At 67.4% G+C, this 16,354-nt stretch carries 16 protein-coding genes and 1 pseudogene; 8 read left to right on the top strand and 9 right to left on the bottom strand.

Annotated features, from left to right (window positions below; translation table 11 throughout):
- Positions 1 to 39 precede the first annotated feature (39 nt).
- Entirely contained in the window at positions 40 to 888 is an 849-nt protein-coding gene (locus BMX17_RS04765) for a ribose-phosphate diphosphokinase (RefSeq protein WP_092658198.1), read from the top strand.
- 3 nt (positions 889 to 891) lie between these two features.
- Here the strand turns inward: BMX17_RS04765 and BMX17_RS04760 are convergent, their stop codons facing one another.
- From BMX17_RS04760 to BMX17_RS04745, 4 genes and pseudogenes are all read right to left on the bottom strand, one after another.
- The gene (locus BMX17_RS04760) at positions 892 to 1,290 is read right to left on the bottom strand and encodes an HVO_A0114 family putative DNA-binding protein (protein ID WP_092658196.1); all 399 of its coding nucleotides are present in this window, start codon (positions 1,288 to 1,290) and stop codon (positions 892 to 894) included.
- A 20-nt stretch (positions 1,291 to 1,310) separates the two neighbouring features.
- Positions 1,311 to 1,608, bottom strand: a pseudogene (locus BMX17_RS27490) (toxin-antitoxin system TumE family protein).
- 184 nt (positions 1,609 to 1,792) lie between these two features.
- Positions 1,793 to 4,999, bottom strand: coding sequence for an isoleucine--tRNA ligase (gene ileS / locus BMX17_RS04750; protein ID WP_092658194.1), 3,207 nt, complete (start codon positions 4,997 to 4,999; stop codon positions 1,793 to 1,795).
- Between the two features lie 183 nt (positions 5,000 to 5,182).
- Positions 5,183 to 5,731, bottom strand: coding sequence for a type IV pilin domain-containing protein (locus tag BMX17_RS04745; RefSeq protein ID WP_092658191.1), 549 nt, complete (start codon positions 5,729 to 5,731; stop codon positions 5,183 to 5,185).
- Between the two features lie 110 nt (positions 5,732 to 5,841).
- Here BMX17_RS04745 and BMX17_RS04740 point away from each other — a divergent pair, with 110 nt between their 5' ends.
- From BMX17_RS04740 to BMX17_RS04730, 3 genes are all read left to right on the top strand, one after another.
- Positions 5,842 to 6,711 (top strand): ZIP family metal transporter, encoded by an 870-nt coding sequence (locus BMX17_RS04740; protein WP_092658467.1) that lies wholly within the window; start codon positions 5,842 to 5,844, stop codon positions 6,709 to 6,711.
- Between the two features lie 77 nt (positions 6,712 to 6,788).
- Positions 6,789 to 8,609 carry an LEA/WHy family protein gene (locus tag BMX17_RS04735; protein WP_092658189.1) on the top strand — a complete coding sequence of 607 codons (1,821 nt, stop codon included), beginning with the start codon at positions 6,789 to 6,791 and terminating at the stop codon, positions 8,607 to 8,609.
- A 74-nt stretch (positions 8,610 to 8,683) separates the two neighbouring features.
- Complete coding sequence (locus BMX17_RS04730) at positions 8,684 to 8,905, top strand: hypothetical protein (RefSeq protein ID WP_092658187.1); 222 nt, start codon at positions 8,684 to 8,686, stop codon at positions 8,903 to 8,905.
- Between the two features lie 286 nt (positions 8,906 to 9,191).
- Here the strand turns inward: BMX17_RS04730 and BMX17_RS04725 are convergent, their stop codons facing one another.
- From BMX17_RS04725 to BMX17_RS04715, 3 genes are read right to left on the bottom strand one after another with little or no spacing between them, the layout of a single operon-like run.
- Complete coding sequence (locus tag BMX17_RS04725) at positions 9,192 to 10,343, bottom strand: thiolase family protein (RefSeq protein WP_092658185.1); 1,152 nt, start codon at positions 10,341 to 10,343, stop codon at positions 9,192 to 9,194.
- Positions 10,344 to 10,396: 53 nt separating this feature from the next.
- The gene (locus tag BMX17_RS25905; RefSeq protein WP_092658183.1) at positions 10,397 to 11,119 is read right to left on the bottom strand and encodes a HalOD1 output domain-containing protein; all 723 of its coding nucleotides are present in this window, start codon (positions 11,117 to 11,119) and stop codon (positions 10,397 to 10,399) included.
- A gap of 1 nt (position 11,120) precedes the next feature.
- A complete protein-coding gene (locus BMX17_RS04715; protein ID WP_092658181.1) occupies positions 11,121 to 11,543 on the bottom strand; it encodes a hypothetical protein in 423 nt (140 codons plus the stop codon).
- A gap of 202 nt (positions 11,544 to 11,745) precedes the next feature.
- On the opposite strand from BMX17_RS04715, the gene BMX17_RS04710 reads away from it, so the two are divergent.
- The 4 genes from BMX17_RS04710 to BMX17_RS04695 all read left to right on the top strand — a co-directional run bounded on the left by BMX17_RS04710 (position 11,746) and on the right by BMX17_RS04695 (position 13,638).
- The gene (locus BMX17_RS04710) at positions 11,746 to 12,123 is read left to right on the top strand and encodes a DUF5658 family protein (RefSeq protein ID WP_211611287.1); all 378 of its coding nucleotides are present in this window, start codon (positions 11,746 to 11,748) and stop codon (positions 12,121 to 12,123) included.
- A gap of 62 nt (positions 12,124 to 12,185) precedes the next feature.
- Positions 12,186 to 12,614 carry an HIT family protein gene (locus BMX17_RS04705; RefSeq protein ID WP_092658179.1) on the top strand — a complete coding sequence of 143 codons (429 nt, stop codon included), beginning with the start codon at positions 12,186 to 12,188 and terminating at the stop codon, positions 12,612 to 12,614.
- A 55-nt stretch (positions 12,615 to 12,669) separates the two neighbouring features.
- A complete protein-coding gene (locus BMX17_RS04700; RefSeq protein ID WP_092658177.1) occupies positions 12,670 to 13,389 on the top strand; it encodes an AAA family ATPase in 720 nt (239 codons plus the stop codon).
- Between the two features lie 45 nt (positions 13,390 to 13,434).
- On the top strand, positions 13,435 to 13,638 hold the full coding sequence (locus tag BMX17_RS04695; protein WP_092658175.1) for a DUF7561 family protein: 204 nt from the start codon (positions 13,435 to 13,437) through the stop codon (positions 13,636 to 13,638).
- On the opposite strand, the gene BMX17_RS04690 is transcribed toward BMX17_RS04695, so the two are convergent.
- Both BMX17_RS04690 and BMX17_RS04685 read right to left on the bottom strand, forming a co-directional pair.
- On the bottom strand, positions 13,635 to 14,942 hold the full coding sequence (locus BMX17_RS04690; RefSeq protein ID WP_092658173.1) for a hypothetical protein: 1,308 nt from the start codon (positions 14,940 to 14,942) through the stop codon (positions 13,635 to 13,637). The genes BMX17_RS04695 and BMX17_RS04690 overlap by 4 nt on opposite strands.
- A gap of 63 nt (positions 14,943 to 15,005) precedes the next feature.
- Positions 15,006 to 16,286: a hypothetical protein gene (locus BMX17_RS04685; RefSeq protein WP_092658171.1), complete on the bottom strand. Its 1,281-nt coding sequence runs from the start codon at positions 16,284 to 16,286 to the stop codon at positions 15,006 to 15,008.
- Between the last annotated feature and the right edge of the window lie 68 nt (positions 16,287 to 16,354).

The following is a 16,354-nucleotide window of genomic DNA, read 5'->3' as shown; positions in this document are numbered from 1 at the left end:
AGAGATGGGTTTTAGAGTCGCCGTAGCGAGGACTCGACTATGATCGTCAGTGGGTCCAGCTCACAGTCGCTGTCCGCGGCGCTGGCCGCGGCGACCGACGCGGACCTCGCGCCCGTCTCCTTCGAGCGATTCCCCGATGGGGAGCTCATGGCACAGGTCCCGTACTTCGACACGGACGAGGCCGTGATCGTCGCGTCGACCGACACGAGCGACGCACACGTCGAGTTGCTCCAGCTTCAGGATGCCGTCCGCGAGGCCGGTGCCGACGAAATCACGACCGTGCTCCCCTACATGGGCTACGCCCGCCAGGACGAGGCCTTCGAGCCCGGACAACCCGTCTCCGCCCGCGCGATGGCGAAGGCGCTGAGTACTGGGACCGACCGCGTGCTGACCGTGAACCCCCACGAGCCCGCCATCGCCGATCACTTCGACGTGCCCGCCGAGACCGTCGACGCCGCCGCCCAGTTGGCCGAGCCACTGCCCGAGGACCTGACCGAACCCGTCTTCCTCTCGCCCGACGAGGGAGCCATCGACATCGCCGAGACGGTACAGGACGCCTACGGCCGCGGCCGGACCGACTACTTCGAGAAGACCCGCCTCTCGGGCTCGGAGGTCGAGATCGAACCCTGCGACGCCGACGTGGACGGCCGGGACGTGGTGTTGACCGACGACATCGTTGCCACCGGCTCGACGATGTCCGAGGCCGTCGCCGCGCTGGGCGACATGGGTGCCGCGCGGATCTTCGTCACCTGCGTCCACCCGATGCTGGCCGCCGACGCCCGGACGAAACTCGCCCGCGCCGGCGTCGAAGCAATCTACGGCACCGACACGCTGGAGCGCTCCGTCAGCGCCGTCAGCGTCGCGCCCGTGCTCGCGGAGGAACTGTAGATTTCACGCCGGGGCCGCGTCGTCGGTCGCGTTCCGGAGCGGAACGTCCCCCGAAATCTCGATCTCGTCGTACCAGATCGTCGGCCGTTTGGCCCGTCCGTCGTCGACGAGTTCCACGAGCCCGTAGTCGGCTAGCTCGTGGACGTTCTCGGTGACTTCGGGCGGATGTCGGTCGACGATCCGGGCGAGTTCACGGATGCTCGCCGGGTCGTGTTCGGCGATGGCTTCGAGCAGTTCCAGATTCGTCGGTCGGAAGATGCGGCCGAACAGTTCGAGACTCTCGACTGTGAGCCGTGCCGGTTCTGATTCGACGGATTCACCGGCGTCGATCGCTTCCAGCGTCTCTTCGAGGTCGCCTCGATCCGGTGTCGTCCCGATCTGGACGTGGATTGTTTCGGTCATGGTTTTCGATGAATGGTTGGCTACCAGTCACAGCGTTTTTCCGGCGGCAGCGCCGCCCGCCAGGCCCGGTAGAGCTGCTGAAGCCCCGGACATTCGATCTCGAACGTCTCGGTATCGAGATGGAGTTCGTGCGGTCCGTGGTGATTGTCGAAACGGATGATCGGATCGCCAGACCCGGCTTCGCCGTAGTGGAACGCGTACTTGATGCCGTCCGGAAACCGGTCGGATTGCGGAACCTCGAGTACGCGAGCCCGTGCGACGGTCCCGTCCGTCGTACGCGCTGATCTCGTCTTTCAGCACCGTCACGTCGTCGTCCATCCACGTCTGTTAGTATCTACCCTAACAACAAAAGTGTTAGGACGGAGGCTAACAGCAGAGTATCAGTCCGATGCCGCCACCCCACCTTTTTCCGCTCGGGTCACTCGCTGCGCTCGTCACCACTCGCGCAAAAACGTGGGCGAAAAAGCCGGTCGCTCCCTTCGGTCGCGACCGGTACGACAGACTAGTCCGACGCCTCGGCCGCCGCGACCGCTTCCACTGCGATCTCCATTGCGACGCCTTCGACCTCCCACTCCTTGCGGTGGCCGTCCTCGACCGGTCCGAACTCGTCGGCGCGGACCTCCTCGGCGATCAGATCCTCGTGTTCGCTGACGAGGTCGGCGACACGGTCGTCGTCGATCTCGAGTTCGACGCGGATCCGTGCCTCCAGATCGAGTTCGAGATCCTTGCGCATCTCCTGTACCCGGCGGATCACCTCGCGGGCGTACCCCTCGCTCTCGATGTCCTCGGTGAGGCTCGCGTCGATGTAGACCACACCCAACTCCGTCCCGTCCACGTCGAAGGCGACGCCGGTCACGTCGTCGGGCGTCTGCGTGACGAACTCGACCATCTCCTCGGTCAGGTCGACGGACTCGCCCAGCGCGTCCGCGACGGCGGCTTCGAGGGCATCGACGGTCGGCTCGTCGACGCTGGCCTCGTTCATAGCGTTCATGACGCGGCCGGCGTCGTCGCCGAACTCCGGCCCGAGCAGGCTCATGTCGGCCTCGGCGGCGTAGGACAGTTCGCCCCAGTCTTCGTCGGGTTCGATCAGTTCCAGGTTCCGGGCGTTGAGTCGCTCGGTCAGCAGGTCGCGCTGGCTCTCGACCGCGGCCGCGGTTGTCTCGTCGTCGGCCGCGACGACGACTCGCGTGATCGGCCAGCGGAGGCTCCGCTCGGCCTGCTGGCGGGCGTTCGAGCCGGCCTCCTCGACGGCGCGTGCGACCTCGACCTCGCTCTCTAGGTCGGAATCGTGCCAGAACGCGTCGGGTTCCGGCCAGTCGCACATATGGACGGTGTCGTACCCCGCGTCGCCGGTGAGGTTGCCGTAGATTTCCTCGGCGACGAAGGGCGCGAAGGGTGCGATCAGCGCGACCGTCTCCTCCAGCACGTGGTAGAGCGTGGCGTAGGCGGCCTGTTTGGAGGGGTTGTCGCCTTCCGCCCACATCCGCTCGCGGACGACCTGCACGTAGAAGCGGGACACGTCCTCGACGACGAACGAGAGCAGTGCGTCGAGGGCCTTGTCCTGCTCGAAGTTCTCGAAGTGCTCGGTCATGGTCTCCTCCACAGTTTGAAGCCGGGAGAGGACCCACTCGTCGACGAGTTCCGTCTCGGCCTCGGTGAGGTCCACCTCCTCGGGGTCGAACTCGTCCATCCGCATATACGGCAGCGGGAACCGGAAGACGTTCCAGAGGATGTTGAGCCGGCGTTGCATCTCGGCCATCTCCTCCCAGGAGAACTTCATGTCGTCCTCCTGTGGCGTCTGGGAGAGCAGGAACAGGCGCATCGGGTCCCGACCGTGGCGCTCGATGGCCTCGCCGGGTTCGACGATGTTGCCGATCGACTTGGACATCTTCCGGCCGTCCGAGTCCAGCGCCCAGCCGTGCATCAGCACCTGGTCGTAGGGGACTTCGCCCAGCGCGGCGGTCCCCATACCGAGTTGCGACCAGAACCAGCCCCGCGTCTGATCGTGGGCCTCCATGATGAGGTCGGCCGGCCACAGCTCGTCGAATCGATCGTCCTCCTCGGGGTAGTTCAGCGTGCCCCACGTGGCGACCGAGGAGTCCAGCCACACGTCGAACACGTCGCCGACGCGGGTGTACGTCCGGCCGTCCTCGGTGATCGTCAGGTCGTCGACGGTGCCCTTGTGGAGGTCCACCTCGGTAGGGTCGATGTCCTGATCGACGCGTTCGGCCAGTTCCTCGCGGGTCCCGATCACGATGGCGTCGTCCATGTCGCCGCTCCACTCGTCACCCTCAGGAGTCCAGATCGGGATCGGGATGCCCCAGTAGCGCTGGCGGGAGACGTTCCAGTCCGGCGAGTCCGCCACGAAGTCCCGGAAGCGGTTGTCCCGGGCGCTCTGGGGGTACCACTCGCTGTCCTCGATGTTGTCGAGCAGTTCGTCTTTGATGTCGGTGACCGTGATGAACCACTGGTCGGTGACGAGGCGAACGATGTCCGTGTCACACCGCCAACACTGCCCCTCTCGGACGGAGTGACCCTGTTCGCTCGACAGGAGATGGCCGCCCGCGTCGAGGTCGGCGATCACGTCGTCGTTGGCGTCCCGGACGAACTGGCCCTCGTACTTGCCGGCGGCGTCGGTGTAGACGCCGTCGTTGCCGACCGGACAGAAGATCTCCAGATCGAGTTCCTGCCCGCGCTCGAAGTCCTCCTCACCGTGCCCGGGTGCGGAGTGGACTAGCCCTGTGCGGTCCGCTTCCACGTAGTCGGCGGTGTAGACCTGCTGACTGTCCTCGGCCTGGGCGTGGTCGGGGACCTGCTCGGCGAGTGGGTGGTCGTACGCCCAGCCGACCATCTCCTCGCCGTCGAGTTGCTCGACGACCTCGTAGTCGTCGTAGCGGCCGGCCTTCAGCACGTCCTCGACGCACTCTTTGGCGACGTAGAGGCGCTCGGTCTCGCCGCCTTTCTCGGCGTCGACGCCGACGTAGTCGAGGTCGCCGTCGACCGCGACGAAGGTGTTGGCGACGATGGTCCAGGGCGTCGTGGTCCAGATGACCAGCGAGCCCTCCCGGTCGGCCAGGGGGAATTTGACGTAAATCGAGGGTTTGCCGACCTGGTGGTACTCGACCTCGTTGTTGGCGATGGCGGTCTCACACCGGGGACACTGGTTGATCGAGCGTTTCCCCTGTTCGACCAGCCCGCGCTCGTGGGCCTGCTCGAAGCCCCACCACGCGGCTTCCATGTACTCCGGCCGCACCGTCTTGTAGGGATCGTCCCAGTCCATCCAGACGCCGAAGGACTTGAAGTCCTCCTGCAGGCCCTCCAGCTGTTCCTCGGCGAAGTCCTTGCACTCGTCGATGAAGTTCTGCTCGCCGAACTCCTCGATGTCTTTCTTGTTCTCGAAGCCGAGTTTCTCCTCGACTTTCGTCTCGATGGGGAGCCCGTGCATATCGTAGCCCGGGCGGTCGGTCACGTCGTACCCGCACATCCGGAGATAGCGGATGTAACAGTCCTTCAGGGTCTTGTTCCAGGTGGTGCCCATGTGGGCCGACCCGGAGGTGTAGGGCGGCCCGTCGACGAAGAAGTAGGTCTCGCCGTCGGCCCGGTGTTCTTTCGTCCGTTCGTAGGCGTCGACCGCGTCCCAGTACTCGAAGACCTCGTCTTCGAGGTCGTGGGGCTCGTACTGGTCCTCGACCGGCTCGAACCTGCTCATGTGAGCCCAATTCGGTGCCGGGACTAAAGGCAAATCGGTCCCGTCGTACCGGGAGAGACAAGCGATGGACACGGCACGACCGCAGGGACGTCGGACCACGGGGACCCCGAGACCGGCCGCTGGCAGAGTGATGACTCGGCAATCATGGGCGACATCGTCCGACACTCCGGTATCTCTGATCGACTACGTCGCGGTCAGCGTCTCTTTGATTACGACCGAGTTCGTCGGGGTGTGGACGACGCGAACTATTATTTCATCGCCGTTATCGAGTTGACACTCGCTCTTGGCTAAACGGAACGTTGCCGTTTCACCCGCTTCCCACTCTCCACGTGCCTCACCGATCGGCCCGCCCACTGAGTTGTATGAGTTATCGAACACGTCGTCACCGCGAACGAACTTACTCGTCGGTACTGGGTCACCACCACTTGCCGGTAGATTCACTAACCGTCCGGTTTTGTCACAGGCGTCTTGTGCGTCAACAACGATTTCGAGATTCGATACCGTGAGCGTATCGCCTGCGATATGATTGAGTCGGACAATACCACCATCATACCCTTCTTGTGTGACGAGATTTCCGCTTGACTCGCCAACGACGGGCCCCGTTTCGGTCGTTTCTTCGGTGAATCCAAGCGCGAGAACAGAAATCGTCGCGGCGAGAACCACCACTGTCGCCACCAGCAGGACGTTCGAGACGACGGGGGTGACAGCACGCGACGACCGGGGAATCCTCACTGTGTCGATTCTAGTGGTTTGGCAACACTAATACGTTCATATCGACGGCGAGCTTGCATCGAGGGTGCGGTCGAGGAACTGTTTTAGTCGTGCTTGTCGACATGGTGATCATGAGCGTAGTCATCGAAGCGTTCCGGAGCGTCGTCGGGACGAACCCGGTCGTGATGGGACTGGTTGGGGGACTGGTCATCGCCGGTCTCAACCTGCTCGGAGCCTCGCTCGTCTTCGTCTGGCGGAACCCGAGCGAGCGGGGCCTCGACGGCGCGCTGGGCTTTGCCGCCGGCGTGATGCTCGCGGCCGCGTTCACGAGCCTCATCGTCCCCGGCATCGAGGAGTACGCTGGCGGCGACCCGATCCCCGTCCTCGTCGGCCTCGCGCTAGGTGTCCTCTTTCTCGACCAGGCCGACAGGCTGGTGCCCCACGCACACTACCTGCTGACGGGCGAGCGCCGGACCGACGCCGCCGATCCCGGCGAGTCCGTCCCCGGCGTCGACAGCGAGCGCCTGGCCCCCGTCGTCCTGTTCATCCTCGCGATCACGCTCCACAATATGCCCGAGGGACTGGCCGTGGGGGTCGGCTTCGGCGCGGTCGCACAGACCACCGACCCCGCGGCGGCGGAGGCGGCGCTAGGCCAGGCCATCTCGCTGATGCTCGCCATCGGCATCCAGAACGTCCCCGAGGGGCTGGCGGTGTCGGTCGCGGCGATCAACGCCGGCCTCGATCGGCGCTTCTACGCAGTCGTCGCCGGCCTCCGGTCGGGCATCGTCGAACTCCCGCTCGTCTTGCTGGGCGTCCTCGCGGTGACGGTCGTCGAACCCCTGCTCCCCTACGCGATGGGCTTTGCCGCCGGCGCGATGCTCTTCGTCATCTCCGACGAGATCGTCCCCGAGACCCACGTCCGGGGCAACGAACGCGTCGCCACCCTCGGTACCATGCTCGGCGTCATCGTCATGCTGTACCTGGACGTATCGCTCGGGTGAACGTCCGCCGTCACGACCGGCATCGACGGTCGATTCGGCCGACGAAACTATCCCTGCGTTGTCCATAGTTTCTCGAAATGGTGTCACGTGCAGTCGCACTGAAGGTCGGCGGCGTCGTCGCGGCCGTGTTCGTCCTCGGTGTCGTCGTGGTCGGCGCGCTGGCGGCGACCGGTGCCTTCGCCGCACCGACGGTCGAATCGACCAGCTACGGGTGGGGCGCGGTCACCGACGAGACCACCGAGATCGAGACGACGGTCACGGTGGACAACCCCAATCCCGTCGGGGTGCCGGGCGTGGTCAGCGTCGCGTACACGGCACGGCTGAACGACGTGACCCTGGCCCGCGGCGAGCGTTCGGGCGTCGGGTTCGGCCCCGGGCGGAACACGATCAGTCTCACTGCAGAGATGCGAAACAGCAAGATCGCCGACTGGTGGGTGACCCACGTCAACGGGGGCGAACAGTCGGAACTCACCGTCGACGCGACGGTGAACGCCCCCGGCTTCGCCCGTGAGATTCCCGCGAAATCCTCGACCGTCGAGACGGACATCCTCGGCGGGTTCACGACCGAGGGGACCCAGCAGGTCGACTTCCAGGGCGATCCGCTCCTGAACCTCCGGAACCAGCGCGCCACCTGGGGCGAGGCGACCGCGGAGACGACGCCGCTGTCGTTTTCAGCCGACGTGGAGAACGTCCACGACTACGCGGTGACTCTCGACGGCGTGGCGTACGTCGTCGAGATGAACGGCGTCGAACTCGGCCGCGGCCAGCGCGAGGCGGGGCTGAACGTCGCGCCCGGGGAATCGGGGGCCATCGACGTGACCGTCGCCCTGGATTCGCCGAAGATGGCCGACTGGTGGCGCGAACACGTCACCGACGACGAGGTGAGCGACCTCTCGGTTCGGATGTACGGCTACGTCGTCCGGGACGGGAAGCGCCAGCGCGTCCCCATGCGCGTGTTCGACCGCACCCTGCGCCTGGAGACCGATATGCTCGGCAGCGGGAAGACGAGCGTCGAACCGGTCGATACCCCCCAGCAGGACGGTGATTTCGAACCGCCGTCGGTCACCGACACCGACCAGCAGTGGGGCGCGGTCACCGACGCCACCACCGAGATCGAGACCGACGCCAGTCTCGACACGCCCGACGATCCGGGGCTGGCGGCGCTGCTGCGCCTCGACGTGACCCAGACGACGACGATCAACGGCCTCCGGGTCGCCGAAGGCTCGACCGCACTCGACACCGTTTCCCCCGGCACGGACACGCTTTCGCTGACCAGCCTGAAGGACAACGGCGAGGTGCCCGAGTGGTGGGCCCGCCACCTCAACGACGGCGAGCGCTCGCAGGTGGTGACCACGCCCACCGCGACCGCCGACGTTGGCGCGACGAAGTTCGACGCCGACCTGGGGATCCGAAGAAGTACGTTCAGGACCGACCTGCTCGCCGGCATGAACGGCGACCGCGACGAGGCAGTCGACGTGCAGGGCCGGACCGCGCTGGTCGTCACCGGCGTCAGTTCCGAGTGGGACCAGGCCACCGCCGACACGGCACCCATCCAGACGCGGACGGCGGTCCGGAACGAACTCACGGCCCCAGTCACGGTCGAGTCGATCGACTACACCGTGACGACCAACGGCGTGACGCTGGCCGACCGGAGCACGCAGGTCGGACAGGTGATCGACCCCCAGTCGAGCGATCGCGTCGAGGCCCGACTAGTGCTCGACAACGCCGAGATGGATCGCTGGTGGGTGCGCCACGTCCGCAACGGCGAACAGTCCACCTTCGACGTGGACGTGACCGCCACCGTGTCCGTTCTCGGCCAGCGTGACCGCGTCGCGCTGGACTCGCTCGGTCAGGAGTCGACCATCGAGACCGACGTGTTGAACGCGAGCGGCGGGTAACGGACGCGAAAGCAGTTACTCGTTCTGGACAATACAGGAGAAGATATTTGTGCTGGCGGCCCGACGAGTCGGGTATGGTCCTCGATACGGCCTCGGTCCGTCGGCGAGTGCAGTTCACGATCACCGACGCCGCGTTCGCCCTCGCCTTGCTGGTGGGCACGGCGTCGCTGTGGGCGATAGCCGCGGGCGAGCCGGAACTGCTGGCGCTCGTGGCGGTCACCGGCCTCGCCGTCGCCCTCGTCGGGTCGACCGTCCTTCGACTGGTCGGGACGGACGCGACACCGACGAACGACTGAGACGGACGAACTCTGCTGACCGAGAAAGGGAACAGCGCCCCTTAGCGGTTCGAGACGGCTGGCGGGTAAGTATTGTACCGCGCGCGCCCCATCGGCGCGCGCTCGGCGTTTTCCAACCGGAAGACTCGCAGAGCGAGCCTTCCAAGTGCTCACGAGAGCGATGCTCTCGTGGCATACCGAAAACCTCCGGTTTTCGTGGACTCCTGTTCGCCTTCGGCTCACGGGAACCGAGTTTTTGCGTAGGGGGTCGCCGCTGGCGACTCCCCTGACGGAAAAAGTGGGAGTCTTAGACCCGCTCGATTATGGTCGCGACGCCCTGTCCGAACCCGATGCACATCGTCGACAGCGCGTAGTCCTGTCCGGTCCGCTGGAGTTCGTGGGCGAGTTTCGTCAACAGTGCGCCGCCGGTGCCACCGAGCGGGTGGCCGTGGGCGATGGCTCCGCCGTTGACGTTGGTGTCCTCCCAGGACGCGCCGGTCTCTTCGAGCCAGGCGGCGACGACGGCGGCGAAGGCCTCGTTGACCTCGAAGAGATCGATGTCCTCAATGTCCATGTCCGCCTTCTCCAGCACGCCCTCGGTCGCCGGGATCGGGCCTTTCAGCATGGTGATCGGGTCGACGCCGACGACCTCGGTGGCCACGATGCGCGCCATCGGATCCCAGCCGTGTTCCTCGACGGCGTCCTCGCTGGCGACCAGCAGCCCCGCCGAGCCGTCGACGATGCCCGAGGAGTTGCCGGCGTGGTGGACGCCGTTGCCCTCCTGGCGGAAGGACAGCGGCAGTCCCGAGAGGGTCTCCACGTCGGTCTCGGGGCGGGGGTGCTCGTCCTGCTCGACGGTGACGGGCTCGCCGTCGAGTTCCGTCTCGACGGGCGTGATCTGGTCGTCGTAGTGGCCGGCCTCCCAGGCCTCGCCCCAGCGTTGCTGGGAGTCGGCGGCGAGTTCGTCGAGTTCCTGCCGGCTGAAGCCGTACTCCTCGGCGATGCGTTCGGCCCCTTCACCCTGCGTGGTCACCTCGTCGAAGTGCTCGAAGTAGGTCTCGGTGACGCTGTTGCCGTCCGAGCCCATCGGCACGCGGGTCATGTGTTCGACGCCGCCCGCGACCAGCACGTCGTGTTGCCCAGCCATGACGTTCGTCGCGGCGAAGTTGACCGCCTGCTGGCCGGAGCCACACATCCGGTTCAGCTGGACGCCGGGCACCCGATCGCCCCAGCCGGCGACCATCGGCGCGAGGCGAGCGATGTTGAGCCCCTGCTCGTCGACCGGCGTGACACAGCCGTAGATCACGTCCTCGACGGTCTCCTCACCGTCGAAGTCGTTGCGGTCGGCCAGCGCCGTCAGCGGTTCCGCCGCCAGATCTTGTGGGTGTGTATCCCGGAACGAGCCGTTCTGCTTGCCGAAAGGCGTTCGTACTGCGTCGACGATGAGTGCATCCCTCATGTGAGACACGTTACCGGATCGAGACCGATAGGTGTTTCTCCCGTCTTGTGAGGTTACGCGACGGTCACCGTCCCGTCCTCGTCGAGTCGGATCTCGTGACCCTCGACCGAGAAGGAAAGCGATGAGCGGTTGGGATCCTCGGCGAGCGCGACGATCTCGTCGGCGGAGACGTACTTCGACAGGCGATCCATCTCGTCGGGATCGAGGTCCGTCTCGGCGACGACCGCGTCGACGATCAACTGACCGACCGGGACGGGACCCTGCCCGCGGTCGCCAGTGACGTTGACGTAGATGGTGGCAAGCGATCCATCGACCACGTCGATGGCGGCGGGGTCGGCGTCCGCCTCGGTTTCGGTCGCCACGTCGTCGCCCCAGATGTCCGTGACTACGTCCCCTCCGGCCGTGTCGTCCTCGGCGGCAGCGACGGCGTCGTCGACCTCGGCGGCGGTGGCCGCGTCCGCCGACTCGCCGGTCGTCTGGTCGCCATCCGCCGTCTCCCCCGCTGGTGGTCCGCCCAGCGTCGCCGGGAGGGTGAGGTCCTCGTACTCGCTGGCCACGTCGGTGAGTCTGGTACGGGCGGAGTCACCCATCACGTCGACGTATGATCGGACCAGATCGTCCAGTACTGTGCGGTCGTCGTCGGCCACGTCCTCGACCGCGCCGTCGTCGGTGATCGAGAGTCCGTCGACCGAGCGGGCGATGTCGACGGCGCGCTTGCCGATCATGGTCCGCTGGGTCTCGATCAGTCGCTCGGCGAGGCGTTCGTAGCTGGTCATTTCAGGCCGGACTGTGTTCGCTCATCGTCTCCCAGAGCATATAGAAGCCGGCCAGCAACAGTGCCGTCGTCACGAGATACACGGTGCTCTCGATGCTCTCGCCGGGACTCTGGAGGTCCAGAATCTTGACCGCGCCGTCGAGCAGTCGCCAGACGGCGAAGACGATGACGCCGCCGCCAGCGACGTAGAGCGCTTTCCCGATTTCGCCGCCGTAGGCCCGGGCGGCCTGGACGACGAACCCGACCGCACCGATCGAGAGCATCACCTGTGCGATGAGGCTCGTCGCGTACCAGAAGCCGGGGCCGCCCGACCCTGCGCCCCCGCTCTGTGCCAGTGCGGGCGCCGTGAACGCGACACTTGCGACCCAGAGCAGTCCGAGTCCGAGGGCGGCCGTCCGTGTCGGACGACCAGCAATGCGAGTCATTCTCATGCAGTTTTCAGACGAATTGCTATTAACTGTTTGCCCCGGCACGGTGAACACGACTGGGAGCGGAAACGACGCCCTCCGACCCCGTGTGGCGGATCGAAAGCTTATTTCCGCCAGTTCGGCAAGGAACGAACACGACACCCGACGCCGCGGTCCGCGCTGGTGGGGTGGGCCCGGCGACGTGGTGGGGTCGACGGACATGGCAACAGACGCCTACGACACGGGTGGGGTACCCGACGGACAGCGGTCGCACAGTGGCTACGTCGAACGGATCGTGCTGGCGGCCAGTCGCCGCGAGCGGTGGCTGTGGGCGCTGGTCGCCGTCACCTTGCTGGCCGACATCGTGCTGACACACCGGGGGCTCGTCCGGGGACTGACCGAGGGCAACCCGGTGGTCAGAGCGGCCGTCGCCGACGCCGGCATCGGGATGCTGGGCGCGCTGAAGGTCGGTGCGGTCAGTTTGGGTCTGACCGCCTGGCGCGCGATGCCCGACCGCGAGCGCGCCGTCGTCCCCCTGGGACTCGCGCTCCCGTGGCTCGGTGCGTCGGTAGTCAACGCTACCCTGCTGTTCGGGTGAGCCACCGTCTCGCCCCCGCCAGCGCGTACGCTTTTTGAGGGCGGCGGTCGAACACCCGGGCGATGCCAGACGACTGTATCTTCTGTCAGATCGTCGCAGGGGAGATCCCGAGCCACACCGTCTACGAGGACGACCACGTGTTCGCCTTCCTCGACGTGAATCCGCTCGCGCCGGGTCACACACTGGTCATCCCGAAGGCCCACCACGAGCGACTGAACGACCTGCCCGAGGACACCGCGGACGCGCTCTACGCCGCACTCCACGACCTCGTGCCGGCCGCCGAGGCCGCCGTCGACGCCCCGGCGAGCAACGTCGGGTTCAACAACGGCGAAGAGAGCGGCCAGGAGGTGCCTCACGTCCACGGCCACGTGATCCCGCGCTTCGCCGACGACGGCGGCAGTCCCATCCACGCCGTCGGCGGTGCGGCACCGGATCTGGCCGACGACGAACTGGCCGACATCGCCGCGGACATCGCGGCCGCACACGACTGAGACGGTCGCTCCCGCACCCGTAGGTTTTTATCCGAAAAGGGGGCCAGACCGGGCTGTGACCAGCGGATCGACGCTCGCGCTGGCCGGCGTGGTCGGCGGCGCGGGCACGACGCGGACGACCGTGGAGTTCGGCGCGACCCTCGCGCGCGCCGGCCGGGACGTGGCCCTGCTGGACGCCGCTCTCGCCACACAGGGCCTTGCAGCACACGTCCCCGGGCGTATCGACCCGGACCTGACCGCCCTCTGTATTGGCTCGGGGGAGTTACGCGACGGGCTCGTCGACCTCCCCGTGGACGTACCGGGCCGGTTGGCCGCCTGCCCCGCTCGCGCCCCGTTCGAACGGCTGGCGCGAGCGAAAACCCCCGAAGCGGCCCGGCGGTTCGAGAGTCTGCTCGACTCGGCGGCCGCCCGGTTCGATCACGTCCTCGTGGACACGCCGCCGGTGGCGGCCAACCAGGCTGTCGCGGCCGTCACCAGCGCCGACCGCGTGGCGCTCGTCGTCCCCGCCACCGAACGCGGGCTGGACCGGGTCCCGACGATGCGTGACCGGCTCCGCGACCTCGGCGCGACGAGCGACGCCGTGATCGCGACCCGAGCAGACGGGGCCGTCGACCCCGCCGACGCCACGATTCCGGAGAGCGACGTGCGGACGGTCGCGGACCTGCCGGTCTCGGCCGACCCCGACACCGAGTTCGCGCCCGCGGTCGCGGCCGCCGTCGAGCGGGTGCTTGACACCGATCTGGGACTGGACTTCCCCGACGAAGGGTTGCTCTGAGTTCGAGGCCGGAACCGCCAAACCGCGGGCGACCCAACGGCCGGTATGGCACACGAGCCCTGTGACGGCTGTGGGGAGCGCGTCGAGGTCGCCGGCGGCATCGCCGACATCTGGTCGTTCGGCGGCGACCGTGCCGCGGGACTGGCGCTAGAACTGGCCGACGGCTCGGAGTGGCTCCTCTGTGCGGACTGTATCGAGCGGTTGCCCGACGATCGCGACGCGACGGCCGAAGACGTGGAGGCCCTCTAGGCGTCCGGGCCCTGGTACGACGCCAGCGTCGCCGACGTGTCGCTGTCTTCGGACTCCCAGACCAGCGAGATCTCGGCGTCGCTGGTGACGCCGAGTCGAGCCTGGTTGCCCGCGACGACGGCGGCGTCACCACCTATTTCGCCATCGGCATTCGCCGTGGGCCACTGCCCGCCGCTCTCGGTCACGTCCAGGTCACCGGCCGCCGTCTCGGGGATCGAATCGGCATCGACGATCCCGCTCCCGCGGAAGACGAGTTCGCTCGCCTTGACGGAGTCGCCGCCGTCGTGGGAGACGGTCATGACGCCCACGCCGTCGCCCAGGCTCTCGTAGTCGAAGGAGACCGCGACCTGTGGCGGGCGATCGGTTCCATCGCCCGAGGAGCCGTACCGGGGCCCGAGCCGGCTGACCGAGCTGGTGTCGGCCGTCCCTTCGACGACGGCGGTCCGGCCGGCCGCGCTGACAGACGGGGAGGAGAGCGGGTCGAACACGGCGTTGTCGGCGACGAGACGCTCGACCGCTGCAGTGTCGACTGCCGACTGGCTCTCGAACACGAACGTGCCCGTGAAGGAAGCGGTGCTTCCATCCAGCCGCCAGCGGAAGCCGTCGGCGACCACACCGTCGAGGAACGCGGCCGCCGCGTGGGTCCGCCCGCCGGCGACCGCCCCCGAGCCGAGCCGGGACAACAGCGTCCGGCAGTCGGGGTTCGCGTCGGCGTAGCGGTCGGCCGCGCCCTGCTTGGCGTCGATGAGAGTTTCGACCGTCCCCGCGGCGTCACCGAGGGTCCCGGCCCGGATCGCCGTGTCCGACGAGACGGCGGCGGTCCCGCCCGGCCCGCCCGTGTAGAACGTGTAGCCGTGGTACGACTGCCCCTCGGTGTAGCCGTTCGCCGAGAGGAACGACCGGAACGCGTCGGCGTCGATGTCGCCGGTCAACACCATCCCGCCGTCGATCAGGTACAGGCCGGAGAGATCCGACAGCGTGATGCCGTCCAGTTGTTCCGTCGCTCGCGTCAGGCCACCGAACGCGCTTCCCTGGACTGCCGACTCGTGGTCGTAGATCGCGCCGGGATCGGCCGCGGTGAACTCGTAGTGGTCGGTGCCCAGCGCGGCCGGCGCGGGCAGCCAGTCGGCGAAGGCCGGGACCGACGCGTCACCGCCACCGCCACCGTCGTCGCCGTCGTCACCGTCGTCGGTCGGTGTGTCGGTGCCGTCGCTCTGCAGACAGCCGCCGAGGCCCACCGTGAGGCCGCCGGCGAGGAGAGTACCGCCCGTCCGGAGGACGCGACGGCGCGGGGTATCGTTCATAGTAACAGACATGACGACGAGAAAATACTTAGTTCCACCGGACGGGGGATCGCTCGTGCGTTCTCAGGCGTCCGGACCCGCGCCATCACCGAGCGTCGCCGACGTGGCACCGTCGACGGGTTCCCAGACGACCGAAATCTTGTAATCGCTGGCGACGCCGATCCGCACTTCGTCGCCACCGACGACCCCGGGCGCGTCGCCGACCTGTCCCGATGCCGCGTCGTTCGGCCACCGAGCGCCGGGTTCGCTCACGTCCAGATCGGCGGGCTCGGTGTCGGGAATCTCGTCGGCGGCCACGATCCCGCTCCCGCGGAGGAACAGTTCGGTCGCCTTGATCGAGTCGCCCCCGTCGTGCTGGATCGTGAGGACGCCCGCGTCGTCGCCCCGGCGCTCGTAGTCCCACGAGAACGCGGCCTTCGGGACCTGCTGTTGCTGTCGGCCACCGTACAGGTACGGCGGCGAGAGGTACTCGACGGTGTCCGTCGGAAACGTGGCCGTGACGACGACGCTTCGCCCCCGGCGCGTGACGCTCGTCGACGACGCGGGGTCGAAGAAGTCGGCGTCGGCGACCGCCGACTCGACCGCGTCGACGGCGACCACGTCCCGGTTCTCGAAGACCAGCGGCGCGGCGAGCGTCGTCCGCTTGCCCTCGACGGTCCAGGCTCCGCCGTAGGCGACGACGCCGTCGATCCCGGACGTGCCGGGGTGGGGCCGGCCGAACAGGAGCGCCGCGTCACCGAGCGCCGCCACGAGCCGCCGGCAGTCGTCGTCGACCTCGACGTACCGGTCGGCTGTCCCGCGTTTCGCGTCGATCGCCGCCTTCAGCCCGGAGAGGTCTCCAGCCTCTCGGTTTCGCGGGAAGGCGATCGCGCCGTCCCCGACGGCGACCGCGCCGTCGTAGATATCGTACCCGTGGTACGTCTCGGTCACCGCGGCACCCTCCGACTCGAGAGCGGACGCGTACTCACCGAAATCGCCGAGTACGACCCAGGCGAGCTGGGCGTCGATCATCGACGTGACATCACTCGCGTCGATGCTCAAGTACTGCCCGGCGGCCGAGAGCAAGCTCTCGAACCGAGTTCCCTCGACGGCGGATCGGTGGTCACGGAGGGTGGCGACGGTGGCTGCCCTGAACTGGTAGTGATCGCGTCCGAACGCCGCGGGCGCGGGCAACCAGTCGGTGTAGGCGGGCAGGTCGTCGCCACCGTCGCCGCCGTCGTCGCCGTCGTCGGTCGGTGTGCCGGTGCCGTCGTTCTGCAGACAACCGCCGAGGCCTACCGCCAGGCCGCCGGCGAGGAGGGTGCCGCCCGTCCGGAGGACGCGACGGCGCGGGGACTCGTCCATGCGCGAACGTGACGATTAGCTGTAACTTAACTCCGGGGGTCCTGCGAGCCGAACGACTTTAGCCCCGG

Source organism: Halorientalis persicus (assembly GCF_900110215.1).
Classification (GTDB): Archaea; Halobacteriota; Halobacteria; order Halobacteriales; family Haloarculaceae; genus Halorientalis; species Halorientalis persica.
Note: the sequence above shows the minus strand (reverse complement) of the source record. Positions and strands in the feature narration are given on the sequence as shown.

Bases quoted from the DNA above. Each gene is read 5' to 3' on its own strand.
- BMX17_RS04765 (WP_092658198.1), top strand. From the start codon at position 40: ATGATCGTCAGTGGGTCCAGCTCACAGTCGCTGTCCGCGGCGCTGGCC.
- BMX17_RS04760 (WP_092658196.1), bottom strand. From the start codon at position 1,290: ATGACCGAAACAATCCACGTCCAGATCGGGACGACACCGGATCGAGGC.
- ileS (WP_092658194.1), bottom strand. From the start codon at position 4,999: ATGAGCAGGTTCGAGCCGGTCGAGGACCAGTACGAGCCCCACGACCTC.
- BMX17_RS04740 (WP_092658467.1), top strand. From the start codon at position 5,842: ATGAGCGTAGTCATCGAAGCGTTCCGGAGCGTCGTCGGGACGAACCCG.
- BMX17_RS04735 (WP_092658189.1), top strand. From the start codon at position 6,789: ATGGTGTCACGTGCAGTCGCACTGAAGGTCGGCGGCGTCGTCGCGGCC.
- BMX17_RS04730 (WP_092658187.1), top strand. From the start codon at position 8,684: ATGGTCCTCGATACGGCCTCGGTCCGTCGGCGAGTGCAGTTCACGATC.
- BMX17_RS04725 (WP_092658185.1), bottom strand. From the start codon at position 10,343: ATGAGGGATGCACTCATCGTCGACGCAGTACGAACGCCTTTCGGCAAG.
- BMX17_RS25905 (WP_092658183.1), bottom strand. From the start codon at position 11,119: ATGACCAGCTACGAACGCCTCGCCGAGCGACTGATCGAGACCCAGCGG.
- BMX17_RS04715 (WP_092658181.1), bottom strand. From the start codon at position 11,543: ATGACTCGCATTGCTGGTCGTCCGACACGGACGGCCGCCCTCGGACTC.
- BMX17_RS04710 (WP_211611287.1), top strand. From the start codon at position 11,746: ATGGCAACAGACGCCTACGACACGGGTGGGGTACCCGACGGACAGCGG.
- BMX17_RS04705 (WP_092658179.1), top strand. From the start codon at position 12,186: ATGCCAGACGACTGTATCTTCTGTCAGATCGTCGCAGGGGAGATCCCG.
- BMX17_RS04695 (WP_092658175.1), top strand. From the start codon at position 13,435: ATGGCACACGAGCCCTGTGACGGCTGTGGGGAGCGCGTCGAGGTCGCC.
- BMX17_RS04690 (WP_092658173.1), bottom strand. From the start codon at position 14,942: ATGAACGATACCCCGCGCCGTCGCGTCCTCCGGACGGGCGGTACTCTC.
- BMX17_RS04685 (WP_092658171.1), bottom strand. From the start codon at position 16,286: ATGGACGAGTCCCCGCGCCGTCGCGTCCTCCGGACGGGCGGCACCCTC.